At 51.4% G+C, this 22,160-nt stretch carries 22 protein-coding genes and 1 tRNA gene; 13 read left to right on the top strand and 10 right to left on the bottom strand.

Features of this window, described 5'->3' with window-relative positions:
• Positions 1 to 22 precede the first annotated feature (22 nt).
• The gene (locus L0665_RS05760) at positions 23 to 1,318 is read left to right on the top strand and encodes a COG1361 S-layer family protein (RefSeq protein WP_274924743.1); all 1,296 of its coding nucleotides are present in this window, start codon (positions 23 to 25) and stop codon (positions 1,316 to 1,318) included.
• Positions 1,318 to 2,013, top strand: coding sequence for a glucose-6-phosphate isomerase family protein (locus tag L0665_RS05755; protein ID WP_274924742.1), 696 nt, complete (start codon positions 1,318 to 1,320; stop codon positions 2,011 to 2,013). The genes L0665_RS05760 and L0665_RS05755 overlap by 1 nt, the downstream gene beginning before the upstream one ends.
• A gap of 103 nt (positions 2,014 to 2,116) precedes the next feature.
• On the opposite strand, the gene L0665_RS05750 is transcribed toward L0665_RS05755, so the two are convergent.
• The 3 genes from L0665_RS05750 to L0665_RS05740 are packed head-to-tail and all read right to left on the bottom strand — an operon-like array spanning position 2,117 to position 5,495.
• On the bottom strand, positions 2,117 to 2,869 hold the full coding sequence (locus tag L0665_RS05750; RefSeq protein WP_274924741.1) for an NAD+ synthase: 753 nt from the start codon (positions 2,867 to 2,869) through the stop codon (positions 2,117 to 2,119).
• Complete coding sequence (locus L0665_RS05745; RefSeq protein WP_274924740.1) at positions 2,866 to 4,596, bottom strand: potassium channel family protein; 1,731 nt, start codon at positions 4,594 to 4,596, stop codon at positions 2,866 to 2,868. Before L0665_RS05745 ends, L0665_RS05750 begins: the two co-directional genes overlap by 4 nt.
• Positions 4,593 to 5,495 (bottom strand): PP-loop family protein, encoded by a 903-nt coding sequence (locus L0665_RS05740; protein ID WP_274924739.1) that lies wholly within the window; start codon positions 5,493 to 5,495, stop codon positions 4,593 to 4,595. Before L0665_RS05740 ends, L0665_RS05745 begins: the two co-directional genes overlap by 4 nt.
• A gap of 38 nt (positions 5,496 to 5,533) precedes the next feature.
• Between L0665_RS05740 and L0665_RS05735 the strand changes: the two genes are divergently transcribed.
• The 3 genes from L0665_RS05735 to thiL are packed head-to-tail and all read left to right on the top strand — an operon-like array spanning position 5,534 to position 9,193.
• Positions 5,534 to 6,406 (top strand): RIO1 family regulatory kinase/ATPase domain-containing protein, encoded by an 873-nt coding sequence (locus L0665_RS05735; RefSeq protein ID WP_274924738.1) that lies wholly within the window; start codon positions 5,534 to 5,536, stop codon positions 6,404 to 6,406.
• On the top strand, positions 6,403 to 8,337 hold the full coding sequence (locus L0665_RS05730) for a DUF460 domain-containing protein (RefSeq protein ID WP_274924737.1): 1,935 nt from the start codon (positions 6,403 to 6,405) through the stop codon (positions 8,335 to 8,337). The genes L0665_RS05735 and L0665_RS05730 overlap by 4 nt, the downstream gene beginning before the upstream one ends.
• Complete coding sequence (gene thiL / locus L0665_RS05725) at positions 8,330 to 9,193, top strand: thiamine-phosphate kinase (protein ID WP_274924736.1); 864 nt, start codon at positions 8,330 to 8,332, stop codon at positions 9,191 to 9,193. Before L0665_RS05730 ends, thiL begins: the two co-directional genes overlap by 8 nt.
• Positions 9,194 to 9,209: 16 nt before the next feature.
• On the opposite strand, the gene L0665_RS05720 is transcribed toward thiL, so the two are convergent.
• Positions 9,210 to 10,709: a PAS domain-containing protein gene (locus L0665_RS05720; protein ID WP_274924735.1), complete on the bottom strand. Its 1,500-nt coding sequence runs from the start codon at positions 10,707 to 10,709 to the stop codon at positions 9,210 to 9,212.
• Between the two features lie 924 nt (positions 10,710 to 11,633).
• On the opposite strand from L0665_RS05720, the gene L0665_RS05715 reads away from it, so the two are divergent.
• The 4 genes from L0665_RS05715 to L0665_RS05700 all read left to right on the top strand — a co-directional run bounded on the left by L0665_RS05715 (position 11,634) and on the right by L0665_RS05700 (position 15,494).
• Positions 11,634 to 12,086 (top strand): hypothetical protein, encoded by a 453-nt coding sequence (locus L0665_RS05715; RefSeq protein WP_274924734.1) that lies wholly within the window; start codon positions 11,634 to 11,636, stop codon positions 12,084 to 12,086.
• Positions 12,087 to 12,164: 78 nt separating this feature from the next.
• The gene (locus L0665_RS05710; RefSeq protein ID WP_274924733.1) at positions 12,165 to 13,550 is read left to right on the top strand and encodes a hypothetical protein; all 1,386 of its coding nucleotides are present in this window, start codon (positions 12,165 to 12,167) and stop codon (positions 13,548 to 13,550) included.
• Between the two features lie 4 nt (positions 13,551 to 13,554).
• Positions 13,555 to 14,055, top strand: a complete 501-nt coding sequence (locus L0665_RS05705; RefSeq protein WP_274924732.1) for a fibronectin type III domain-containing protein — start codon at positions 13,555 to 13,557, stop codon at positions 14,053 to 14,055.
• A 50-nt stretch (positions 14,056 to 14,105) separates the two neighbouring features.
• Complete coding sequence (locus L0665_RS05700; protein ID WP_274924731.1) at positions 14,106 to 15,494, top strand: hypothetical protein; 1,389 nt, start codon at positions 14,106 to 14,108, stop codon at positions 15,492 to 15,494.
• Here the strand turns inward: L0665_RS05700 and L0665_RS05695 are convergent.
• Positions 15,455 to 15,811, bottom strand: a complete 357-nt coding sequence (locus tag L0665_RS05695; RefSeq protein WP_274924730.1) for a hypothetical protein — start codon at positions 15,809 to 15,811, stop codon at positions 15,455 to 15,457. The genes L0665_RS05700 and L0665_RS05695 overlap by 40 nt on opposite strands.
• Positions 15,812 to 16,228: 417 nt before the next feature.
• Between L0665_RS05695 and L0665_RS05690 the strand changes: the two genes are divergently transcribed.
• Together L0665_RS05690 and L0665_RS05685 are read left to right on the top strand one after the other, a co-directional pair.
• Positions 16,229 to 16,681, top strand: coding sequence for a hypothetical protein (locus L0665_RS05690; protein ID WP_274924729.1), 453 nt, complete (start codon positions 16,229 to 16,231; stop codon positions 16,679 to 16,681).
• 139 nt (positions 16,682 to 16,820) lie between these two features.
• On the top strand, positions 16,821 to 18,290 hold the full coding sequence (locus L0665_RS05685; RefSeq protein WP_274924728.1) for an MFS transporter: 1,470 nt from the start codon (positions 16,821 to 16,823) through the stop codon (positions 18,288 to 18,290).
• Between the two features lie 114 nt (positions 18,291 to 18,404).
• On the opposite strand, the gene L0665_RS05680 is transcribed toward L0665_RS05685, so the two are convergent.
• The 5 genes from L0665_RS05680 to L0665_RS05660 form a co-directional block, all read right to left on the bottom strand.
• Positions 18,405 to 18,476: transfer RNA gene (locus L0665_RS05680), tRNA-Ala, on the bottom strand.
• A 44-nt stretch (positions 18,477 to 18,520) separates the two neighbouring features.
• Complete coding sequence (locus L0665_RS05675) at positions 18,521 to 19,528, bottom strand: transcription initiation factor IIB (protein ID WP_274924727.1); 1,008 nt, start codon at positions 19,526 to 19,528, stop codon at positions 18,521 to 18,523.
• 12 nt (positions 19,529 to 19,540) lie between these two features.
• Positions 19,541 to 19,765, bottom strand: coding sequence for an H/ACA ribonucleoprotein complex subunit GAR1 (locus L0665_RS05670; RefSeq protein WP_274924726.1), 225 nt, complete (start codon positions 19,763 to 19,765; stop codon positions 19,541 to 19,543).
• Between the two features lie 201 nt (positions 19,766 to 19,966).
• Positions 19,967 to 20,644 carry a histidinol phosphate phosphatase domain-containing protein gene (locus L0665_RS05665; RefSeq protein WP_274924725.1) on the bottom strand — a complete coding sequence of 226 codons (678 nt, stop codon included), beginning with the start codon at positions 20,642 to 20,644 and terminating at the stop codon, positions 19,967 to 19,969.
• 16 nt (positions 20,645 to 20,660) lie between these two features.
• Positions 20,661 to 20,924: a signal recognition particle subunit SRP19/SEC65 family protein gene (locus L0665_RS05660; RefSeq protein ID WP_274924724.1), complete on the bottom strand. Its 264-nt coding sequence runs from the start codon at positions 20,922 to 20,924 to the stop codon at positions 20,661 to 20,663.
• A gap of 54 nt (positions 20,925 to 20,978) precedes the next feature.
• Here L0665_RS05660 and hypB point away from each other — a divergent pair, with 54 nt between their 5' ends.
• On the top strand, positions 20,979 to 21,626 hold the full coding sequence (hypB, locus tag L0665_RS05655; RefSeq protein WP_274924723.1) for a hydrogenase nickel incorporation protein HypB: 648 nt from the start codon (positions 20,979 to 20,981) through the stop codon (positions 21,624 to 21,626).
• Between the two features lie 96 nt (positions 21,627 to 21,722).
• On the top strand, positions 21,723 to 22,097 hold the full coding sequence (locus L0665_RS05650; RefSeq protein ID WP_274924722.1) for a 30S ribosomal protein S8e: 375 nt from the start codon (positions 21,723 to 21,725) through the stop codon (positions 22,095 to 22,097).
• Positions 22,098 to 22,160 lie beyond the last annotated feature (63 nt).

Here is a 22,160-nt window from a genome sequence, read left to right as displayed (position 1 = left end):
CAACTACAACAACAGGGGTATTATGAATTTTACACGGACTGCAATTATGGGAATTGTCCTCATTTTGTGCCTTTGTGCACCGGTGATGGCCGCAGAGAAAGTGATCTCCGGACCACCTGATCTGCGTGTCAGTATTGAGGGCAGTAACGAGTACTATCCGGATACAATGGTGACGATTCCGGTAAAGATAGAGAACATTGGAACAATCGATTATTCCTCACAGAATCTGGCCAATGTGGCCCGCGAAGACAGACCTAACACCGCGAAGAACGTGGTTGTTAGTCTTGCTGACGGTGATGCACCGGTATCAGTGAAGACCGATTCACAGCTTGTGGGGGACATCGCAGGTGGTTCACGTACGGCGACATCTTTTGATGTCAGAATAAATGACGGCGCAACTGCGGGAACATATGTCCTGCCGGTAACGCTGGAATACACGTATCTCTATTATGCGGATGAGCTCAGCAACGATGCCCTGAAGTATCAGTACCGGACCAAAACCGAGACCCTCTCCGTTGAGATTGTCATCAAACCGGATGTGCAGGTCACGGTCATCTCTGCAGATGTAATTGAACTCAATGCCGGCACGGAAGGCTATCTGACGGTAGCTGTGCAGAACGGTGGACAGGACACCGGGCAACAGGCGACACTCGTTCTTTCGTCTGTTTCCGGAAGTCCGGTTACCCCAACAGACGGCAGCTACTATATCGGTGAGTTTGCACCCGGCGAAACGGTAACGGCAAATTTCAAGGTAGCAGCATCATCAGATGCTTCAGATTCATCCTATCCGCTGAATATTGCTGTTACCTACGAGAACAGTGACGGCGACAAAGTCACCTCTAAACTGGTGACCATCGGTGTCCCTGTGGGAGGAGAAATTACCTTTGAAGTTGTCTCTGAGGCATATGTGATGTATCCGGCTGAGAAGGGAACCATCGAAGTTGTCTATAAAAATACCGGCGGCGCCACCGCTTATGATGCAACGTCCCGTATCAGTGCCGTTGATCCGTTCACAAGCAATGATGACACTGCATATCTTGGCGACATGGCACCCGGTGAGACGGCAACAGCCTACTACCAGGTCAGTGTCTCTGATGATGCCACCATCAAGGCATATGGTCTGGACACTGAGATCCGGTACAAGGATTCCCTGAAAAACAGTGTCATATCTGAACCGATGAAAGCTAAAGTTACCATTCAGAGCAGAAGTGGCATTGGAACCATGTTGACGGATCCCATTGTTCTTACGGTCCTTCTCTTTGTAATCCTCGGTGCAGGGTACTATCTATATCAACAGCGAAAACAGAAACAAAAGTAATGGAATTGTACCGGGACATTGACCTACCCGAACCACATATACGAACAATAGGCCAGATGCGTCCGGTCCTTGCCAAAGCAGGGTGTAACGCATCCGGCCCCCTCTATTTTATGTACCGAAATCTTGCCCGGACGGCAGAAGACCGGGAATGGCTGAAAGCCAACAGGATCCGATTTGATTATACGGTCATTCCCCCGATGACCCTCTGTGGGGAATTTGCAAAGACCAAGGGTCATTACCACCCGGCAGCACCGGATGGTACTGGCTACCCTGAACTTTATCAGGTACTCTCCGGCAGGGCGGAGTATCTCCTGCAGACACCGGATGCGTCAGATGTGATAGTTGTACTGGCAGGGCCCGGTGAGGCAGTTCTTGTTCCGCCGGGATATGGGCATGTGACCATTAATCCGGCAGATTATGAACTCTGTATGGTCAATCTTGTTTCAGAAGGGTTTGAAAGTGAATATGCGGTGTATGAAGAATTTCATGGGGCAGCTTATTACCACTGCACTGACGGATGGAAGAAGAATCCACGATATCCTGAGGTGGGTGAACTGAAGATTCACAACGCCCCGGAGTTTCCTGAAGCGGGTATTGTCCATGGCAGGGAAATATATGATCTCATCGGTGGGGATGCCCTTGGATACCTGAACCATCCAGCAGATTATGCAGACCTGTTTCGTGCCCTGAAATGAGTAGATATCTGTCAGGTTTCTCATGTTTGATGAGAATCTTCACTAGATATACACACACACTCACACTGAAAAAATGTTATTTTGGGTTATTTAGTTTAGCCTTTTATTGAATTTCCAGCAGATTTGGCGGGCTCATGCGTTTGTGCATGGATGCCTGCACTTTTCCGAGGATGAGCTCTTCCTGTGTGTTTGATGCTGTCCAGTTGTTTACCTCAAGGGAGGCGAGTGCACTGTCGATCTCTGCATAGGTGAAGCCAATGTCCGCCTCATCACTCTGGCCCGGCCAGAGACCTGCCGAAGGCGGTTTTTCAATGATTGGTACCGGCACGCCGACTTCCTCTGCCAGTGCATATATTCGTGTCTTGTAACAGTGCAAAATTGGCTGGATGTCGGCTGCACTGTCTCCATATTTGGTAGAATAACCAAGCATGTACTCTGACCGGTTGGAGGTTCCGCAGACAAGATAGTGCAGACGGTTTGCCTGATAATAGAGTGTTGTCATACGGATTCTTGCCATCAGATTTCCGCTTAGGTAGGGGTTATTCTCAAAATCCTCCATGCCGGCAAATGCACTGAGCATTGGTTCGATGGATATTGTTTTGAAGGGAATGTCGAATGCTTCGCAGAGGTCAGCCCCGTCTTTCAGGTCTATTTCCGGGGTGACCGGGGACGGGAGTGCGATACCCATCACCCGTTCTCCGCCCACCGCCCGTGCACAGAATGCAGCAGCAAGGGCAGAGTCCACCCCGCCGCTGATTCCCACGACAATACCTTTGGCCCCGGATGACCAGAGGGTATGGCGTATCATCTGTTCAATACGTTCACATTCGCAGCCAATTTCACATGTTGGTTTCATTTCTGATCTCCTGGTGATGTTAGATGGATGAATTTCTTCAGTTCTTCCCGGGTACCGATGACTATCACTTCGTCACCTCCCATTACTATCTGGTATTTTTCCGGGTGTATTACATATTTTCGGCGACCGCGGAATCCGATGACCTTCACACCGGTTCGTCCTTCGATACTCTCAACCGTAAATGGCAGCTTATTCATATTATGTCTGGCTGCGATCTGTTGTCCCTGTACTCCCGGCAGGTCAAGGATGAGGTGGATGAGGTCAGCGAGAACGATGTTTGCTGCAAGAATTGCCCCGTGAGTCGGGAGATCGACCACATAATCTGCCCCCGCCCGGTAGAGTTTCTCAACTGACTCCGGTTCGGTTGCAACCGAGAGTACCCGCATCTTCTGGTTGAGCGTCCGCGCCATCAGGGTGCTGAAGATATTGGCATCATCATCAGATGTCGCGATGATACAGACGGATGCATGGCTTATGCCTGCTGCGATGAGGTCTGCCTCCGACTCTCCGCTTCCGTGGATGCCGGGTACCTCGGCCGCCACCGGATCGATGACGGTGGCACGGATACCAATTTTTTCAAGTTCCTCATATACTGTTCTCCCGATACGGCCAAATCCAACGATCACTGCATAGGCTTCGGTCTTTCCGGGGACGAGGCTCTCATCGAGGGTGGCGTGGACATCCCCTTCTGCCCCGTGCACAAAGAGGATCATCGACTTGTCGATGACCTCGGTATCGTCCGGGTACATCACGAATGTGTTTCCCTTCCAGTATGAGACAATTTCAATCGGGTGTTCGTCATTTTCGTTGATATCACCGATGGTATGGCCCACGAAACGGAACCCTTCGAGAACAGGGAGCATGAATATCTTGCGTTTATCCTCCTCTTCTTCAGTGGGATCTACAGATTGGAGGGTGGCATACGGGTTTTCATCATAGATGGTCTCGAAAAATGGGCCGGGAATGGCATAACGTGCAAGACTTTTTCCGGTGACGTTTTTTGGGGAGAGGATATACTCAGCACCGGCATAGCGGAGAAACCGGTCTTTTGTGATGTCTTCTACGATGGTGATTATCTTCGCATCGGTCATCTCTGTTATTCCCAGAATGATTTTTGCGGCAGTGTGCTCTTCCTCATTAATGATGACAAAGTCTGCTTTTGAAATCCAGGCATTGTTCCATGTCTCCTTATCATTGTATTTTCCCCAGATGACCTGCGGTGCATCCCGTTTCATTCTGAGTGCCTCTTCTGCCAGGGCTCTGTCTTCTTCAACGAGGATGATGTCAGTTTCTGCAATCGAGAGCATGTGAAAGAGGGACTGGGTGACCTCATTGAAGCCAACCACAATGACATGGTTGTCGGGGTGGATGGAGGTTCGGCGGGGGGGGCTTGCCCGAAAGGCCCGTTCCAGATAGGGGGAGAGCAGGGTTGGGATGATGAAGAGCACCGTTGTCACACCGGCAACGATGATGATGATGACGAGAAGATGGGTGAGATCACTTTCCATCGGAAATGTGAGGCCATATCCAACGGTTGAGATGGTCATGATCACAAAGTAGAGCGATTCTATGGGGGTGAGGGTATAGCCCTCCAGTACTGGTATCAGGAGGTAAACAAGGAGCGCATAAACGACAATCTGGACGAAAAGGGCGGTGACATAGATACGCAGGCGTTTCTGTGGTACAATGCCCTGAATAAATCGCCGAAATGCCTCCAGAGGTTTCATCGTATTTTGCCCCGCCTTACTTCATTGAGGACCGCACAGGTTTGGCATGTGCCGAATGCCGGCTCGCCGCATTCCGGGCAGATTTCCGGAATAATGGCAGGGCCGGTGCCCCGTCCCTTCAGGTCTTCTCCCAGGGTCCGTACCGCGTATTTGGTGGCCGGGTGCTGCCAGGTATATTCGTTTAAGAGCCGCCGCACATCGCCACGGAGGGCATTGTGGGCATAGGGGCACCCGTGGTCAGCAAGGGATCCTACATGCAGATGGGCGTAGAGTGCGACCTCCCGTTCTGGAATGACCGCAAAGGGCCTTATCCGTGGGATCATTCCCGGATTCTCCCGTTGTTGCATAGTCAGGCGTTCGGTGTCACCCCGGAGGACGTTCATCATCACTGACTGTGCCTCGTCGTCCAGGTTGAATCCGAATGCGAGTTTCGTGCACCCGGCCTCCCGTGCGATTCGGTTTACCACCCGGCGGCGCAGGACTCCGCAGAATGAGCATGAACGCCGGTCGTCTCCCTGGCCTTCCACGATTCCGTCAAGGGTGATGTCGTATTCCTCAGCAAAGGATGCGGTATGCCAGGGAACCTTGTAACGCTTGATAATATCTTCCATCTCTGAGAGGTCACGGTAACCTGCAATGCCTTCGTCAATGGTGATAGCAAGGATGGTGATGTCCGGGCGGTGGCCAAAAGTTTTGATGAGAAAATGCAGGAGAGAGGTTGAATCCTTCCCGCCGGAAAGGGCAACCCCTATTGTGTCCCCGCGTTCTACCCAGTGGTGTTTACGTATCTCCCGTTTCACCCGTGACTCCACACTGTCAGTAAAGTGGTCGCGGCAGAGGTGCATTCCTGAGTACCGCTGGTATATGATCGCCTCCCGGCGGCATTTTGAACATTTCATTCGGGTGTCAATCAAAGATATATCATCTCTGATGTTAAATGCATACTACAATTATGTCGCTCTGTGCCGATGATGTGCGTGATCTCCACCGCTTCGAGATAAAGATTCTGCTTGCTCTGGAAACCCTGATGAAACGCTACCGCTGGGTTCCGGAGGATGTTCTCTGCCACCAGACGAAGCTCTCTATGTCTGAAATGAATTACCGTCTTGGACACCTGATGGGACGAAATATGGTGAAGAGCAGTTCGGTTCCCTATAAGGGATACCAGATGGTCTTCACTGGTTTAGATGCCCTTGCCCTGCACGGTGCGGTGCGCAAAGGGTCGGTGACCTCCCTTGGGTGCCTCCTCGGTGTCGGGAAGGAGGCGACGGTCTACGAGGCGATGGGTATGGGTGTCGTTGCCCTGAAGTTCCACCGGATTGGGCAGCAATCGTTCCAGACGGTTCGCCGGTCGCGGAGTTATATGCCGCAGTACAAGCATTTTCCGTGGATATTTGCCTCAGGCAACTCGGCCCGGCAGGAGTATGACGCTCTTACCGCCCTGCACGCGGATGTCTCTGTGCCGGTGCCGGTGGACATCAACCGCAACCTCGTTGTGATGACGTTCATCCGTGGGTTACCCATCGTCCAGGCGACCCTGGAGAATCCGGAGGATGTCTTTGCAGAGGTGGTGGAGAATGTATCCAAAGCCTACCACCTCGGGTATATTCACGGCGATCTCTCGGAATTCAATGTTATGGTGGACGGAAAGAAAACCTGGCTGATTGACTGGCCACAGTGGGTTGACCCCACGCACCCGGCAGCAGAAGAGATTCTTCTGCGTGACATCACCAATCTTTGTACCTACTTTACCCGGAAGTACCGGGTCGACGCGCCGGTGGAGGAGGTCCTTGCGCAGGTGGTTGGGTGAAGGTATTTGGTATTGATATTATCCATGGCTCAGTACGATCGCGGGGTGAGAGGCCCCGCTTTGCCCTTGTAATCCATGAAGACGGGCAGGAACGGGAGACAACCGAGGTCTCGGTCTTTCGTCTGCTCCGCCTGATTGCCCGGGAAAAACCCGAAATTCTTGCGGTCGACTCGGTGCAGGAGATTGCCCGCGACCAGCAGGCCCTTTTTTCGTTTCTTCAGTCTCTCCCTCCCCAGACAATGCTGGTGCAGTCCACGGGGGGAGAGAAGCAGCAGTCCCTGCCGCGGGTGGCTGCCCGCTACAATATGACGTTCAACCGACTGGACCCGTATGCTGAGGCCCGTGCCTCAGCGGTGGTCGCTGACCTCGGTGGCGGTGCGGAAGTGGTGGCCTTCGAGAACACGACTGATGTCACGGTATCGCGGGGACGGTCGCTCGGGAAAGGGGGATGGAGCCAGAACCGGTATGCACGCAAGGTGCATGGTGCGGTGCGGCAGACGTCCCGTGGTGTGGAGGCAACACTGCGGGAACACGGACTTTCTTTTACAACAGAGGAAGTGAAGGCATTCGGTGGTCTCGGGCGGGTGCACTTTACGGTTTCATCCCCACGGGAGGATGTGCCGGTGACGAATGCCCGGTCTGCGGATGTGCAGGTGAAGGTAGCGGGCCGCCGGCTTGACCGCATTCGCTACCGGACACGGGGCGGCGGGCAGCGGTATCTCTTTGTGGGTATCGACCCCGGGACGACGGTGGGCATTGCCGCGGTGACACTTGACGGTGAACCGGTGCTCGTCAAAAGTTCCCGGACGATGGCGATGCCGGATGTGGTTGAGGCGCTTTATACCGCAGGGCGGCCGCTTGTGGTGGCAACCGATGTGCACCCGATGCCGGCTTCTGTGGAGCGTATCCGCCGGGCGTTTTCAGCGGTTGGCTATACGCCGAAGGTGGACCGGACGGTTGAGGAGAAGAAGATTCTATGTGGTGATATTCCCTATGGGAATGATCATGAACGTGACTCTCTCTCGGCGGCGATGGATGCGTTCCGTGCGTATCAGCCAAAGTTCAGGAATGTCGCAAAACGGGTGCCGCCCGGCCATGATATGGATGAGGTGCGGGCTGGTGTTGTCCGGGGTCTTTCCTTAGAACAGGTCCTCGGAAGGAAGGGGCCGGTTGCTGTTGTGGAGGGAGATGAAGAGGAGGAAGTCCCTGCTCCCGGCCCACGGGATGATCGCCTTCTCCAGCTCGACGGGATGGTGAAGTCCCTGCGGGGGCATGTTACGGATTTACAGGCGGAAGGGGAGGCAAAGGATTTGGAGATTGCCCGTCTGAACGCTCTTCTTGAGAAGGAACGGGGGGAAGGGAGCCGTGCTCTCCGAAAGGATACCGAGGTCGGAAAGCTCGATGTGATTATTGCCAACCAGAAGAAGAAACTCCGGCGTGAAGAACGGAAAACAAAGAAACTGAGAAAACAGGTGGACCGTCTCCGCCGTCTGTCTGAAAGTCAGGCGGGTGATGACCGTCTGCTGGTGAAGGCAACAGAGTCCCTCTCCCGCGATGCCATTCGTCAGGTGGATACTGATTTCGGGATTGTGGAAGGAGATATTATTGCAGTGAAGACGACGGCCGGATGGGGAACGACGGTGCTTGACACTCTTGCTGAGCTGCAGATTCGTGCTCTTGTCGGGGGAGGAGACGGGCGGCTGAAAGATGCCTGCCTTGAACGGGGGATTGTCCTCCTCGGCTCAAAAGAGACGGGTCTTGAAATTCATGGGCCGGTCGGGAGTGTGGATGCCGACCGGTTTGCGGCGGCAGTTGAGGCGTGGCAAAAAGAGATTGCCCTCTATGAACAGGGGAAGAAGTCAGAGATGATTGAATCAATTTTCCGGGAGTACCGGACAGAACGGGAACGTGAGGTGAAGAAGGATGGATGATCGGGCTCTCGTCAGGGCGATTCGGGCAATTATTGGGACGGATGCAACGGATGATGACTGTGCGGTCATTGATGATGGTGAGAATTATCTTGTGATGTCAACGGATATGCTCCATGAGACGACCGATTTTCCGAATGGGATGACATCGTGGCAGATGGGCTGGATGGCTGCCGCGGTGACACTCTCTGATGTGGCGTCGATGGGGGCTCACCCTATCGCTCTCCTCCTTGCTGTCGGGGTGGACCGTGCGGAGCGGGTGGAGGAAATAACCCGTGGAGCGGACGACTGTTGCCGTGCGTATGGCTGTCGGTTGATGGGCGGTGACATGGATGCCCATACGGAGTGTACACTCGTTTCAACTGGTCTCGGGCGTGTTTCTCCTGAATGTCTGGTGCGGCGGCGGGGAGCACAGCCCGGAGATGTTGTGGCGGTAACGGGCATCCCTGGTCAGGCACAGGCAGGGCTGGACGGGTATAAGGAGTACTGGGAGGCGCTGGTTGTGCCCCGCCCCGGTGTTTTTGAAGGGCAGGCTCTCGGGCGTGCCGGGGCGACCGCCATGATGGATGTCTCTGACGGGCTTTCGATATCGCTGCATGACCTTGCTGAGGCATCGGGGGTGCGGCTGGATGTAACAGAATCTGTGATCCCCCGTCCGGAGGGAGTCCCGGCAGAGGACGCGGCCCGCTACGCCCTTTTTGGCGGCGGTGACTTTGGCCTCCTGTTCACCTGCCCGGAAAGTGTTTTCCCGATTGCAGGGGTGGATGCCACCGGTATCGGGCGGGTTTCCGCCGGGTCAGGGGTATACCTGGACGGTATGGCGCTTGAGAAGGTCGGTTACTCGCATTATTGGGAATAGGTCCAAAAAAATGTGGTTAGCTTCTGGCTTTTTTCCCCAGGTTTGCATGTTCGGTTTCCGATAATTTCTGGTTTAAAAGTGCACGAAGCTGTATGTCCTGTTCCTGAAACAGCATGAGGGTCCTGTCCAGGTTGCTGATGTCGGTGAGGATATTTGCGGCTCCGTATATGTTCCCTTCTTCATCCCTGAGCGGGAAGAACCATATATCATATTCGCACCCTCCCGGAAATGTCTGGACGGTATGGTATTCATCGCCATCCAGGACACGTTTCCATAATGCGAGACCTTTTTCGAGTTCAGCCGGCATGTGGGAGAGAAGGTCTACAACCTTTTTTCCGGCCTCCGGTTTATTTCCCCACACCCGCTCAAATTCATCCTGATACAGAGAATTTGACGAAACAAAGGTATAATCGGTGTCAATCGTGGCGATCATCCGGTTGCTTCCCTCGATGATGCCGGTTAAAAGGGTGTTCGTGAATTTGATGGCATTCTCTTTTCTCTTCCGGTCAGTCACATCGTTGATGAGAAGGAGCCAGTTTTGTCCGTCGGTGTCAGGTGCCCGGATGGGTGTAGATATGATTTCGGCGTGCACTGTTTTCCCATCCCGGCTAAACAGCTGGATATCCCCTTTGTCATCAGTATTTTCGGTAAAGTGTGACTGTGCCCGCCGGAGAGTTTGTACGCCTGCATCGTTGGTGAGGGTGAAAACAGAGCGGCCAAGCATCTCACTGGTGGTATACCCCAGCATAGCAGCCATTGCCGGGTTGACGAAGGTAATGATGCCTTCCTCTGCGGTGGGAATAAGAATTCCCTCACGGGAATGTTCAATGAGGGTGCGATTGAGCTGTTTGCTTTTATTTAGTGCTGTCCCGATTTCATCGTGGCTTTCTGCTTCATTATTGAGTTCGTCGGCAGTGGTGGCAGGTCTTGCCCTGTCAGCGTGGATTTGTTCCTCAAGGTGTGCCTGATACATCTTCCGTTCGGTGATGTCCTCCAGCATGATGCCGACGCCCCCTGCCCCTCCTTCAAGAGCAGTGGGAGTCATCTTTGCCCGGAACCATCGCTTTGTTCCGCCCTTTGTCACAGCATATTCGGTCAGCGTCTCAACACCCTCAAGCGCCTGTTGGACGCGGCCAGTTAGGTTGGGAAACGGAAGAAGTGAGAGGTTAAGGTGGGATATCGCTGTTCCGATGACATCGTCCCGCCTGAGCTTTTCGTCATTGAGGAGGTTGTCGTTTGCATAAACCACCTCATGCCTGTCGTTGAGGACGATGATGAAGTCAGATGAGAGGTTCAGCATCGAGGCGACAGGAATCCGGTCGGTGAGAAAGAAGACCTTTGCGTTCCCTACCTGTTTCATCCCCACCCTGCCGGAAAGGGTGAGGACGTCGAGATATTTAGCCACACGATTCCGGCCGATTTTGCTTGCAGCAGCAATAGAGGTGATCGTCATCCCATACTGCTGTTCAGTGATAAGATGGGTAATTATTCCGAGTTCGTCCTTATAATCAAGCATCGAAAGTTGTCACCACAATGGAACCTATCCGGATTGGTATTATAAAAGGTATCTCTGATCTCTGTCCTTCCCCCCCTCCATGATCCCGTTGTCAGGTGCTCCCGGCCGGTTTTATGACCATGCGATGTGAGCGTGATCAGGGGGGATACGTGCTCTTGGGGCTTTGTTCTTTCAAACGCTGAATAATATATGTTTATTTGTATCTGGGGCTGTTTTGGTCTTTGTTTCTTTATATGGGCATATTAATACTCGTAAATGCGCGCGCGCGTTTTATTTTGGGGTTATTTTGGCTTGGCCCATAGGTGTTCTGCATGGGTGGGTTCCCTTTGTTCAGCGCGTTTTGTGCGTTATTTCTTAAAAAAAAGATGAATGTGTGGCAATTGTGGTTTCCAACAATTCATTGGAAACGGGTGGGATGACGTTCTCTTCCCGGTGTCCGCCAGATGGTTCCGATGGCGATGCCTGTGTGTTGCCGCAGGGATGTTTTGAGAGGGGGTATAAGAGTGTTGCACCCTCATTTCCATTCATGATCGGGAGTATGTCGCATGTTCACTGTCAAATTATCCATTTTGTCAAAATATGGTCCTTGTCAGGATAACGTATGCTCCATATGTCAGGTATTGCGGAAAAAATCAATATAATGCGCATTTTTGTAATGCATGCACTACTGCACGTAATTGCCTGTGCGCTTGCGAATTCAGTATTGGGGCGGGTATTGGCCTTGCAGAATGTTAATATGCTCCGAGAAAAGAGTTCAATTGTGTAAGGCTTCCAAAGGAGTGCCGCCTCCTCCCCAAATGGTGGTGGCGGCACCCCAGGCTTCGCAGGCCGTCCTTCGCAAGCGGCAAGCGGGGAAGCGGGGAGTTCTTGCAAGTTAAAATGTCGGGATCATTCCGATCCCTAACATGAAGGAGAGTTTTAAACATGAAAAAGTTTGTTATAGCAGCAGTGCTGCTTGTTGCCCTGGCGATGGTGCCTGGGGTTATGGCGGATGTTGTAAACGTTAATGGAACAGTGAGTACATTTGCTCAATTTACGGCTCCTGGTAATGTTGAGTTTGGTGATCTTGCGTTTGGAGCAAATGCTCCAGTATATGCAAATGATGGCAATGTAAAATCCAATCAGCCATGGTCTCTCGGAATTTCCGTTCTGAATGGTGGATGTATGTGCTGTGGTAGCAGTGTCATGACCACTCCATCCCAGATAAGTCTCGATAATGGTAATACCTGGCAGAGCGCAGCTCTTCCTCTGGCGTATACCTTTGTAGGGCAGTTAGGCGACTGGGATTTGCCCATTGGTGCAAGACAGACTGTTACTTATGCTGACACGGATGGCGATTATTGCCTTCATGTGACATACACGTTCGCGCCTGTCTGAATATTCATCATCTTCAGGATGGGTCACTCCATCTTGGAGACATTCGCATGTTAAAAAAACCATGGGAGAACTAAAAAAATGAAGGCGTATTCATCAATCATTCGAAAGTACCTGATCTGTATTACCATAGTTGGATTCTTTTTCCTTGTATCCACTGCTTCAGCAACGATCACATTCGACCCTTTTTCAACTATTGATACCACCGTCAGTCCGGGCGAAACGGTATCACACACAATGGAAATCGGTCTGGGGAAACTGGACGAACCAATGAAGATGGATGTAGAGGTAATTGAAGATCCTGTGATTGCAGGTGATTCCGGATCGCAGTTTTCCGCGGTGAATTATATTTCCCTTGATAAATCATCAATTATTCTTGAACCTGGGAAGACGAACAGTATTAGTGCGAAGATAACTGTCCCTTCGAATCCCGGTGGGGGAGGGCGCTACGCGATAATTCACTTTGAAGAGGTCATATCAGAAGAAGGATCTGGTTTTGTTGGCGTTGCGAGTAAAACAGTGATCAATATTAAAGTGAGATTGACACTTGATGGCAAAAATCTGATTCACGAGGGAATCATTACCAACCTTGAGTCGGGAGAAGCAACAAGTAATCAGCCCATTACAATTGTGACAACGTTCCAGAATTCTGGGAATCACCACTTTAAAATTTTAAATGATGTTGATATTCTTGATCTGAATGGGGAGATAATTACAACGATTTCGTCTGATGAGATGCTATCTCCCATACTTCCAAGCCAGGTGGTCACAATGGAATCATCATTTTCATCAGAGAGTGAACTCCAACAGGGGCAGTATTCATTCAAATCAAGAGTTGTTTCTGAAGATGGAACACTGATTGATGAAAAAGAAGGATCTTTTGAGATCAAAGAAGCATATGTTCCACCATTCCAGCCTGTTACCCAGACTATTACACCCTCAGAAGAGTCTGTTCTCTCAACTGATGATGGAAGAATTCGTGTTGATTTCCCGAGAGGTGCACTTCTCGGAGCTGTAGATGTTACATTAGAGGGTATTGTTCAGAAAAATCTTGGAGTCATCCCTGACAATTGCGCATTGGCAACGAACTGGTTCCGCATAAGCGGTATCACGGGTCTCTTAGCAAAGGATGCCACCCTGAATGTGGCATACTGCGATGATGATGTGTCGATTGCCGGAGGTGATGTTGGTTCTCTTATACTGGCCAGATGGGATGATTTAGATACTGAATGGATTATTTATCCCACTTCTGTGGACAAAGCAACGAAAACGCTGAAGACGACTGCAAACCAGATGGGTACCTGGGCAGTGATGTCTGCGTCCGGTGATGTGGCATCGCCACAGGCCGAAAGCACAGGCAACACTGGTAACACCGGAAGCCAGGAAGCAACGCCATTGTCTCCCATCCTGAGCCTTGCTGCAGTCCTTGTGGTTGCTGTTGGTCTGAAGATGCGCCGGGAGCGCTGAGAAGATGAGGGGCAGATTCCTTTTCCTCCTTCTTTTGTGCCTTACCATACTGCTTATGGGCACAGCAGGAATTACAGGGGCTGCCCTCACTGATACAGCAACTGTTGTCGTCTCTGGGCATGTACCGCTTTGGATCTACGATGTGCAGGTCGTTGATGTAACCTCCCATGCGGTGGGGATCGCGTGGAAGACCAACGGGGCATCTACCTCGCAGGTTGCGTATGATACTGAGTCTCGTTCCAGGTTTGAGGACTATTTTTACCCGGCATCCGGGAATGTATTTTCCCCGGTATATGAGCACATAGTATTGATTGAAGGTCTCACCGCTGATGAGACATACTTTTTCCGGGTGCGTTCTGAGGTGGATAGCAATGAAGCAGCCGTCTCAGATGAATACACTTTCACAACTCCTGAGGAAGAAGAATCCAATAATAACTGCTGGCGCTGGAGATGGCGCCACGGCTGGGGATGGACCTGGGGCTGGGGATGGAGAGGGGGTTGTTGAGAATGAAAATACATGAACGTGTGTGGATAGAGCTTTCGGGAGGCGGGTAGATGCAGGCACTGAAGGTTCTTCTGCTTTCTATGCTTTGCTTTGTGGCATTGTGCTGTGGTGCGGCCACTGCTCTGAACGTGAGTATGAACGATGTCACTGTGTCTGCCGGTGAGGAGGGCGTGCTTGAAGTCATCCTTGATGCGGCTCCTGCCGGGCTAAGTGCATATAATCTCACCCTCTCATTCGTGAATGATTCAGTGGCTGAGTTCACCGGGGTTGAGTTTCCTGAATGGATTGTGTCTTCTGGGAACAGTACATTCCCTGCTCCATTGGTTAATTTGACGGGAGTGAATGAATCCCCATCGATTGAAGAAATCCCTGGTCCTGTCCTTCTTGCGACAGTGCGTGTGCGGGGCATTGCTGTGGGAGAATCTCCTGTAGAAGTATTCGTTCATCAGATGGATGATGGCAACGGCACAATGATGGATGTTGAGTGCATGGTATCCATTATTTCTGTCAACGAAAGCTTGGCTGATACACCCATAGACAGTCCACTGCCAATTGGCCCTGGTGAAGACAATGCGGACGTTCTGAGCGTGGGCATACTCAATGTCACCGTGAATGCCGGCGCAGAAGAGGTGGTTAATGTCACATTTGATGCAGTGCCTCAGGGGGTTAATGTGTACAATCTTACTGTTTCGCTTGAAAATGAGTCCGTGGCGGAATGGGTTGGTGTAGAATTACCCTCCTGGGTGACTTCCTTTGAAAACATCACATTCCCCAATTCTTCGGTGAATCTGCAGATAACAGGAGATTCCCAGATGGTGAATGAGAGTGCAGATCCGATTCTCTTGGCATCGTTGCATGTGAGGGGGATTACTCCGGGTGTGTCCCCTGTCATAGTTATCATTCACCAGATGGATGTTGAAAATGGCACTGTAATGGATGTTGAGGGCGTCCCTGGTTTTGTCTATGTTAACGGGAGCATTGACGTTCCTGTTGAGGAAAATGATCCTGTGGAATCATCTTCAGATGATGGAGATGGAGGTGAGGGGTATCGGTACATCTGCAATATTGCGGGAGATATTTCCTTTGGCACCCTGGAAGAGGGTTACAATGAGGAATCTGTCTTCTTTGATATTGAGACCGATGATCCGGATGTGACAGCGGTTAAGATTACCGTCCGTGATACAAATCTGCTTACACAGGGATTCCTTGCCTCAGATAGGGATACACTCTCTCTCCCGCTTCAGGTGAAGGGTGGGAACATCATTGATTACCAGAACCTGAATTGTTCAGAAGTTGTCCTGACGTTCCCAATCTCAGAAGACGATTTAGGTGGTCTGACAATTGAGCCGCTCATCCTTAACCAGCCGGTTCCCAGTATTAATTCCTGCCTGGCCGGGGATTACCGCATCTCGCTCTCATTTGATTCGGTCTTTGTCTGATAAAAAATCAAGACAGGCAGGCGCGTCGCCATTTCCTGCACCTGCTCTTTTTTCACTGATTTATTTGAATAATACTTCATCCCCCAAAAGCAATCCTCAAATATCAACCTGAACAACCGTTTGATACAAAATAAAAAGCCTTCCCCATGGAAATCATCACCGAGATGTTCTCCTGGCACTGGATCTTTTTGATCAACGTCCCGGTGGGCATCCTTGCCTGCGTCCCCGGTGCGGCCCTCGGATTCACCTCGCCCCCGATCCTTGGGGCACCGCATATCTTCCCTGATTAATCCTGGGGGGGAAGAACCAGATGTCATATTCGTTTTCTCCCTCTAGTGTCTGCACAGTGTGGCATTCCTCCCGGTCAAAGACCTTTTTTTATAATGCAAGCCCAATTTTAAGGTTCACCGGCATGTGGATGGGAAGGACCTCGACTTTTTCCCGTGTTCTGCTTCTTTTTCCCATACTTGTTCACATTCTTCCTGATACTAAAAATGTGATTGAAATATGGCATTTCACACAATTCATGAGGCTGGGGGGAATTGCTTTCCCAAAAAAATCTGCCATATTCGAGGAATATACAGAATTTTGGGGCCAATCTCGTATTTTTTTGGTACGATGGTTTAAATATGGTGATGGAGGTATATGCTGCGTGGCTCTGCAGATCAAACAGGCATGAACTATTGTTCAACGGTCCGCAGTAGTCAGTAATACTGTATCATTCGGGTGATTGATTGAAGATGGATTGTGTCAGGTCCGGCAGGAAATGCATGTACAATAATATCCGGCTCCTTGCCATGTTCCCGGCCCTTTCGGTGATTGCCGACTATACTCTGACGTTTGTCTTTGCGCATGGTCTGGACGAAATTCTCATGTATGAGTTTTCACCGATCGCACGGACAGCTGCGGTGTACGGCCTCGTACCGCTTGTGGTGATGGGCATTGCGGTATCCTATTTTCTCCTCTCTTACCTGGCGTTGCGGACACTGGACGGCACCTGTGTCTATCCCTTTACCGTTGCCGTTCTGGTAGTCGTCTCGATGACTCATGTGATGGGCGGCCTTTCCTGGCTGGTGCGGGTACCCCTCTATTCCAATATGGTACAGGGGCTCTCTATAATGGCGTTCGTCCTCGCGGTGGTGGGGATTATCTGGGGAGTGTGCCGCTGCCCTCAGCATTTAATCTGACTGTGTTATTGGTCAGCGTGATATTCCGGCTGAGTGTCCCGTTCCGGTATTTTTTCCCATGGTTTATGGGTTGCCCAAAAAAAGCAATCCTCAAATATCACCCTGAACAACCGTTTGATACGAAACTCCGGAGCCCCCCATGGAAATTCCCCCTGTAATAAAAAATCAAAAGATGCTGCTCTTTGCGATATCCATCGCTTCATTTATGAGCGCCCTGGACAGTTCCATTGTCAATATCGCCCTGCCAACAATTTCGACTTCTTTTGATGTCTCGACTGGGCTTGTCTCCTGGGTATCAACCATGTACCTCTTGGTTCTTACGAGCTGTCTGATGATCTTTGGAAAACTATCGGACCGAATCGGTTTTCGGCAGATATTTCTGGCGGGGTTTCTCGTATTTGCTGCAGGGTCACTCTTCTGTGCACTCTCCCCGTCGTTTCTCATACTGGTAGGCTCCCGTGCCGTACAGGCAGTGGGCGGTGCGATGCTCGGTGCCATTAGTATGGCAATGGTCTCTGTCTTTCTGCCGCCGGGAGACCGGGCAAAGGCCATCGGGTTTGTCGTGACGATGTCGTCTCTGGGTGTCGCTGCCGGTCCGTTTCTCGGTGGTATTCTCACCGAGATGCTCTCCTGGCACTGGATCTTTTTGATCAACGTCCCGGTGGGCATTCTCGCCTGCATCCTCGGTGCAGCCGTCATCCCGTCGCTCCCTGCCCGTGAGAAGACAGAATCGTTTGACAGCCTGGGTGCCCTGTATCTCTTCGCCATGCTCGGAGCCTTCATCTATGCCCTGAACATGGGAATCTCCCTCGGGTTCACTTCAGCCCCGATTATTGCAGCCTTTGTTATCTGTATCGCCGGCGCCGTTCTCTTTGTCCGTCAGGAACGGTCCGCACCCGACCCCCTGCTTGACCTGCAGCTCTACCGGAAACGGGATTTCCTCTTCGCAAATGTCGGGGCGATGCTGATGATGTTTGCCTACTGCGGGTCAAACTTCCTTCTGCCCTTTTTCCTCGAGTATGTGCAGGGAATGTCAACAATGGTGGCCGGCCTCTACCTGACGGTACCCTCTGTCACTCTGATGCTTGGCGGGACAATGTCCGGCTCTCTCTACCACCGGTTCGGGCCCCGGAAACTCTGTGTCGGGGCGTCTGCCATCTATCTTCTTTCGTTCCTTCTGCTCTCCACATTCGGGGTGGCAACTTCAACACTGCTCATCATCACCACCCTTGCTCTCCTTGGCTTCGGTCTCGGTCTCTACTACTCGCCGAACACGAGCGAAATAATGTGCCTTGCGCCGCGGGAGAAGCAGGGCATGGTCTCCAGCCTTGCGACGACAGAGAGGAATGCCGGGGCCACGGTGGGCATAGTTATCTTTGAACTGGCCTTTATCCAGTCGCTCATCACTATCTCCAGTATGAAGGGACTGACTGAGGGTTCACTTGCTACCCAGCCCCAGCTCGTGGAAGCCTTACTGGCTTCTGCCTTTGACATTGCATTCTTTGTGGGTGCGATTGTGGCATTCGTCGTTATCATCCTCTCATTTTTTACTCATGATCCGGAAAACGTGGAAGAATGTGATGGTGAAGAAGCAGGGATGATGGCGTAAAGAAAAGGAAAAATCAGATATTTTTTTTTTAAAAACCGTTTGTCGGTGATCCTATCTTTCGCAGGATCTTCTCCGTTTTACGTAAAGTCCCTGTCTGGAGGGAGGACAAAAGTATGGACCTGGCGGGATTTGAACCCGCGGCCTCTACGTTGCGAACGTAGCGATCTACCCCTGATCTACAGGCCCATCGAAAAATACCAAAATAGTATTGGTGGGGGTGATTATTAATCTTACAGAATAATCTCGATGTCGAGCTTCTCTGCAAGTTCTTTGTAGCGGTTCCGGATGGTCACCTCAGTGACACCGGCAACCTCTGCCACTTCACGCTGGGTCCGGCGTTCGCCGCCCAGAATGGAGGAGATGTAGATAGCTGCTGCGGCGACACCGGTTGGGCCCCGTCCGCTTGTCAGTTCACGCTCGCCCGCCTGTCGGAGAATCTCAACCGCACGCGACTGAACCTCTCCTTTCAGGTTCAGACCGGAGCAGAACCGTGGGACATAGTCAATCGGTGAGGTGGGGAGCAGCTTTAATCCGAGTTCACGTGAGATGAACCGGTAGGTCCTGCCGATCTCCTTACGGGAGACACGGGACACTTCTGCAATCTCATCGAGGGTACGTGGGACATTACACTGACGGCATGCTGCGTAAAGAGCTGCTGCAGCGACTCCTTCAATCGACCTGCCACGGATAAGGTTCTTATCGACTGCGTCACGGTAGACAACTGCTGCTGTCTCACGGACGTTACGTGGCAGACCAAGGGCAGAAGCCATCCGGTCAAGTTCTGAGAGTGCAAACGCAAGGTTTCTCTCGGTCGCGTTTGATACACGGATACGTCGCTGCCACTTCCGCAGACGGTAGAGCTGGGCACGGTTCTTTGATGAAATAGCACGGCCGTATGAGTCACGGTTCCGCCAGTCAATCATCGTGGACAGACCTTTATCGTGAATGGTAAAGGTCATCGGTGCACCGACACGTGACCGCTTCATCCGCTGGTCATGGTCGAACGCACGCCATTCGGGGCCGCGGTCAATGACTTCATCATCGAGGACAAGACCACAGTTCTGGCATACCAGTTCTGCACGCTCGTTGTCCTGCACAAGCTGGCGGCTGCCACATTCAGGACAGACCGTTTTTGTCGTCTCTTCTGTCCGTGATTTTAAACCCTCTCCTTCTTTGGTTCTTTTCCTGAGGGTTTCCCGCTGTGACTGGAGTTGTTTTAATTTTTCAATTTCCTGCATAATTCATCATCCTTATTCTGTAAACAGCTGGTCGCCCACATTGCATTCGCATGGTCCTTTGCAGACCACAAGTGCATATGGTGTTTTGATATTGCCGAACACTTCTACCAGTTTTCCGACAGGTTTCTTTCGCTGGTCAACAACCTCGCTGTGGAGACGAGGCAACTGCCCTCCGTCAATAGTGATGACGGCACTGTTTTTACTGCAAATAGTATGAACTTGACCAACGATCTTCACGTTATAAAACCTTCCAAAAATTTGGTACCCTGTGGGTTCGTAACTGTTATAAATTGAATCCAATAGTATTTAAAGATTGGCATAATTTTTATATATTGCATGGATGGGGATAAGGGTAATGCATACTCTTTCGCATGCAAATGAGGGGTATATGGCTCTTGTGTTTCATTTTGGTGCACACCCCCCCGGATGGTAATATTTCTATGCGCGCTTTTTTTGAAGGAAGGGGAGGTTCTTTCCGGAGAGAATTGAGACACTCTCTATTTCAGTAAGGCCCGCCCCCCGTGCAACCTGCATCCGTTCGGCCATTCCCATCAGGTCAGACGGTGCGTGGGTATCCGAATTGACTGCAAGCAGACATTCCTCTGCCCTCGCCACGCAGACAACATGGCCGTTGGTCCGGTTGTGGCCACCTCTTGAGGTGATCTCAAGTGCTACCTGGTTTTCACGGGCCATCCGTGCATCCTGTATTGATATGAGTCCGGGGTGGGCCAGGACATCGACGTCAGCACAGGCACAGGCTGCAGCATTGGTACCCGGTGCTACAGGTTCTGTGATTGTCTCACCATGCACGATGATGATGTCAGCCCCTGCATCTCGTGCTTCACGGGCAAGGGTGGGGATTTCCACTGGCGGAACATGAGTTATTTCAACGCCGACGAGGAGCTGGATTCCGTATGCCTGTGCTGTCTCACGCATTGGACAAAGGGTGTGGACAAGTGAGGTTACATTCGAACGGTCGGCGTGGTCAGTGATTCCTAACGTCAGGTATCCCAGCACTGCTGCCCGACGAATAAGTTCAGCCGGAAGCAGTTCGCCGTCAGAGTAGATGGTGTGAGTGTGGAGATCGTACATGGTGTGAGTGTGGAGATCGTACATGGTGTCCTCCTCCCTCTCAGATTTTGTTTGCGATCTTTTTCATCAGCTCTTCTTTCGTTCCCTTCCATTCGACAATAACTCTGCCATCCTGTTTGCCCCAGTATGCGGGGTGTGAGGCCCCCTCTTCAATCCGTGCAGAAAGGCCTGACTTCTTTGCAGCCTTATGGATTGCTTTGGCTTTTGGCGTCTCCCGTGCCATCTCCCGGGATACCCTGCGGCCCTGACTGCGGGTGAGAGCACGGTCAAAGTAACATGGGTAGAGTGTCCGCTCAGGATTCATACAATATATATGACTTTGTGAAGGTATAAACGATACTTTGTCGTACCTACTACTATGCATCACATTGACGTCAGTATCGAAAAGGACATCTTTGAAGCAAATAATCGTCTTGCTGCGAAGAATCATGCCGCGCTTGCCGCAGCTGGCATTCGTGCCTTTGACCTTCTCGGTGCCATCGGGTCCGGCAAGACCTCACTTGTGGAACAACTGGTGCCTATGCTGAAGGAACGCGGGCTGAATACAGGGGCCATCGCAGGTGATGTCTATGGGGATGATGATTTCCAGCGGATTGTTGCAACCGGTGCTCCTGCGGTGAACGCAAATACCGGTAAGGAATGCCACCTGGATGCACACCTCGTGGAGCATGCCATTTCTCACCTCCCCCTGGACGAGATTGACATTCTCTTCATAGAAAATGTTGGGAACATGGTCTGCCCGACTGACTTTCTCCTCGGCGCGGAGAAGCGTATTGTGGTGGTCTCCACCACAGAAGGTGATGATGTCGCAAACAAGCACCCGATGATGTTCCGGGAGAGCACGATGGCTGTCATCAACAAGGTGGATCTGGCAGAATACGTCGGTTGTGATGTTGGGCGGCTGGAGTCCGATATTCATCGCTATAATCCGGAAATGCCCGTATTCCGGACAAATATGAAGACCGGTGACGGGATGGAAGCCCTTCTTGATGAGATAATCCGGTGATCAGTGAGATTAAATAGCTACAGATGCTATATTTATAGACTTCAGCGAAGGGCTTAATGCCCTTCCGAATACATTTCATAAAATTCAGGTGTTAAAATGCAGTGGCATGGCAGATCAGTTCGGAAAGAAACCGGTGGAAGAATCCGGTTTGCACGGGGTAAGAGGAGAAATGAGATTGGCAGTTCACCTGCTGATTCGCATATTGGCGAGGACCGCACAAAGATTATCCGTACTCTGGGAGCAAACCAGAAGATTCGGGTCATGCGTGCACAGTTCGCAAATGTGGCAAACAAAACCAACGGTGAAACACGTCGGGTGGCAATTGAAACCGTTGACAAGAACACTGCGAACCCGAACTTCGTGCGCCGGAACCTTCTCACGAAGGGCGCCATCATCAAAACTGAGATTGGCGAAGCACGTATCGTAAGCAGACCTGGTCAGGACGGCGTTATCAACGCTATCCTCATCTAATAGTTCTTTTTTATCATTCTTCAGCAGGCGAGCGCATGCCTTTATTATGCATATAATCTAAAG

The organism is Methanogenium marinum (assembly GCF_028912405.1).
Lineage (GTDB): Archaea > Halobacteriota > Methanomicrobia > Methanomicrobiales > Methanomicrobiaceae > Methanogenium > Methanogenium marinum.
This window is presented reverse-complemented; position numbering and strand designations above follow the sequence as displayed.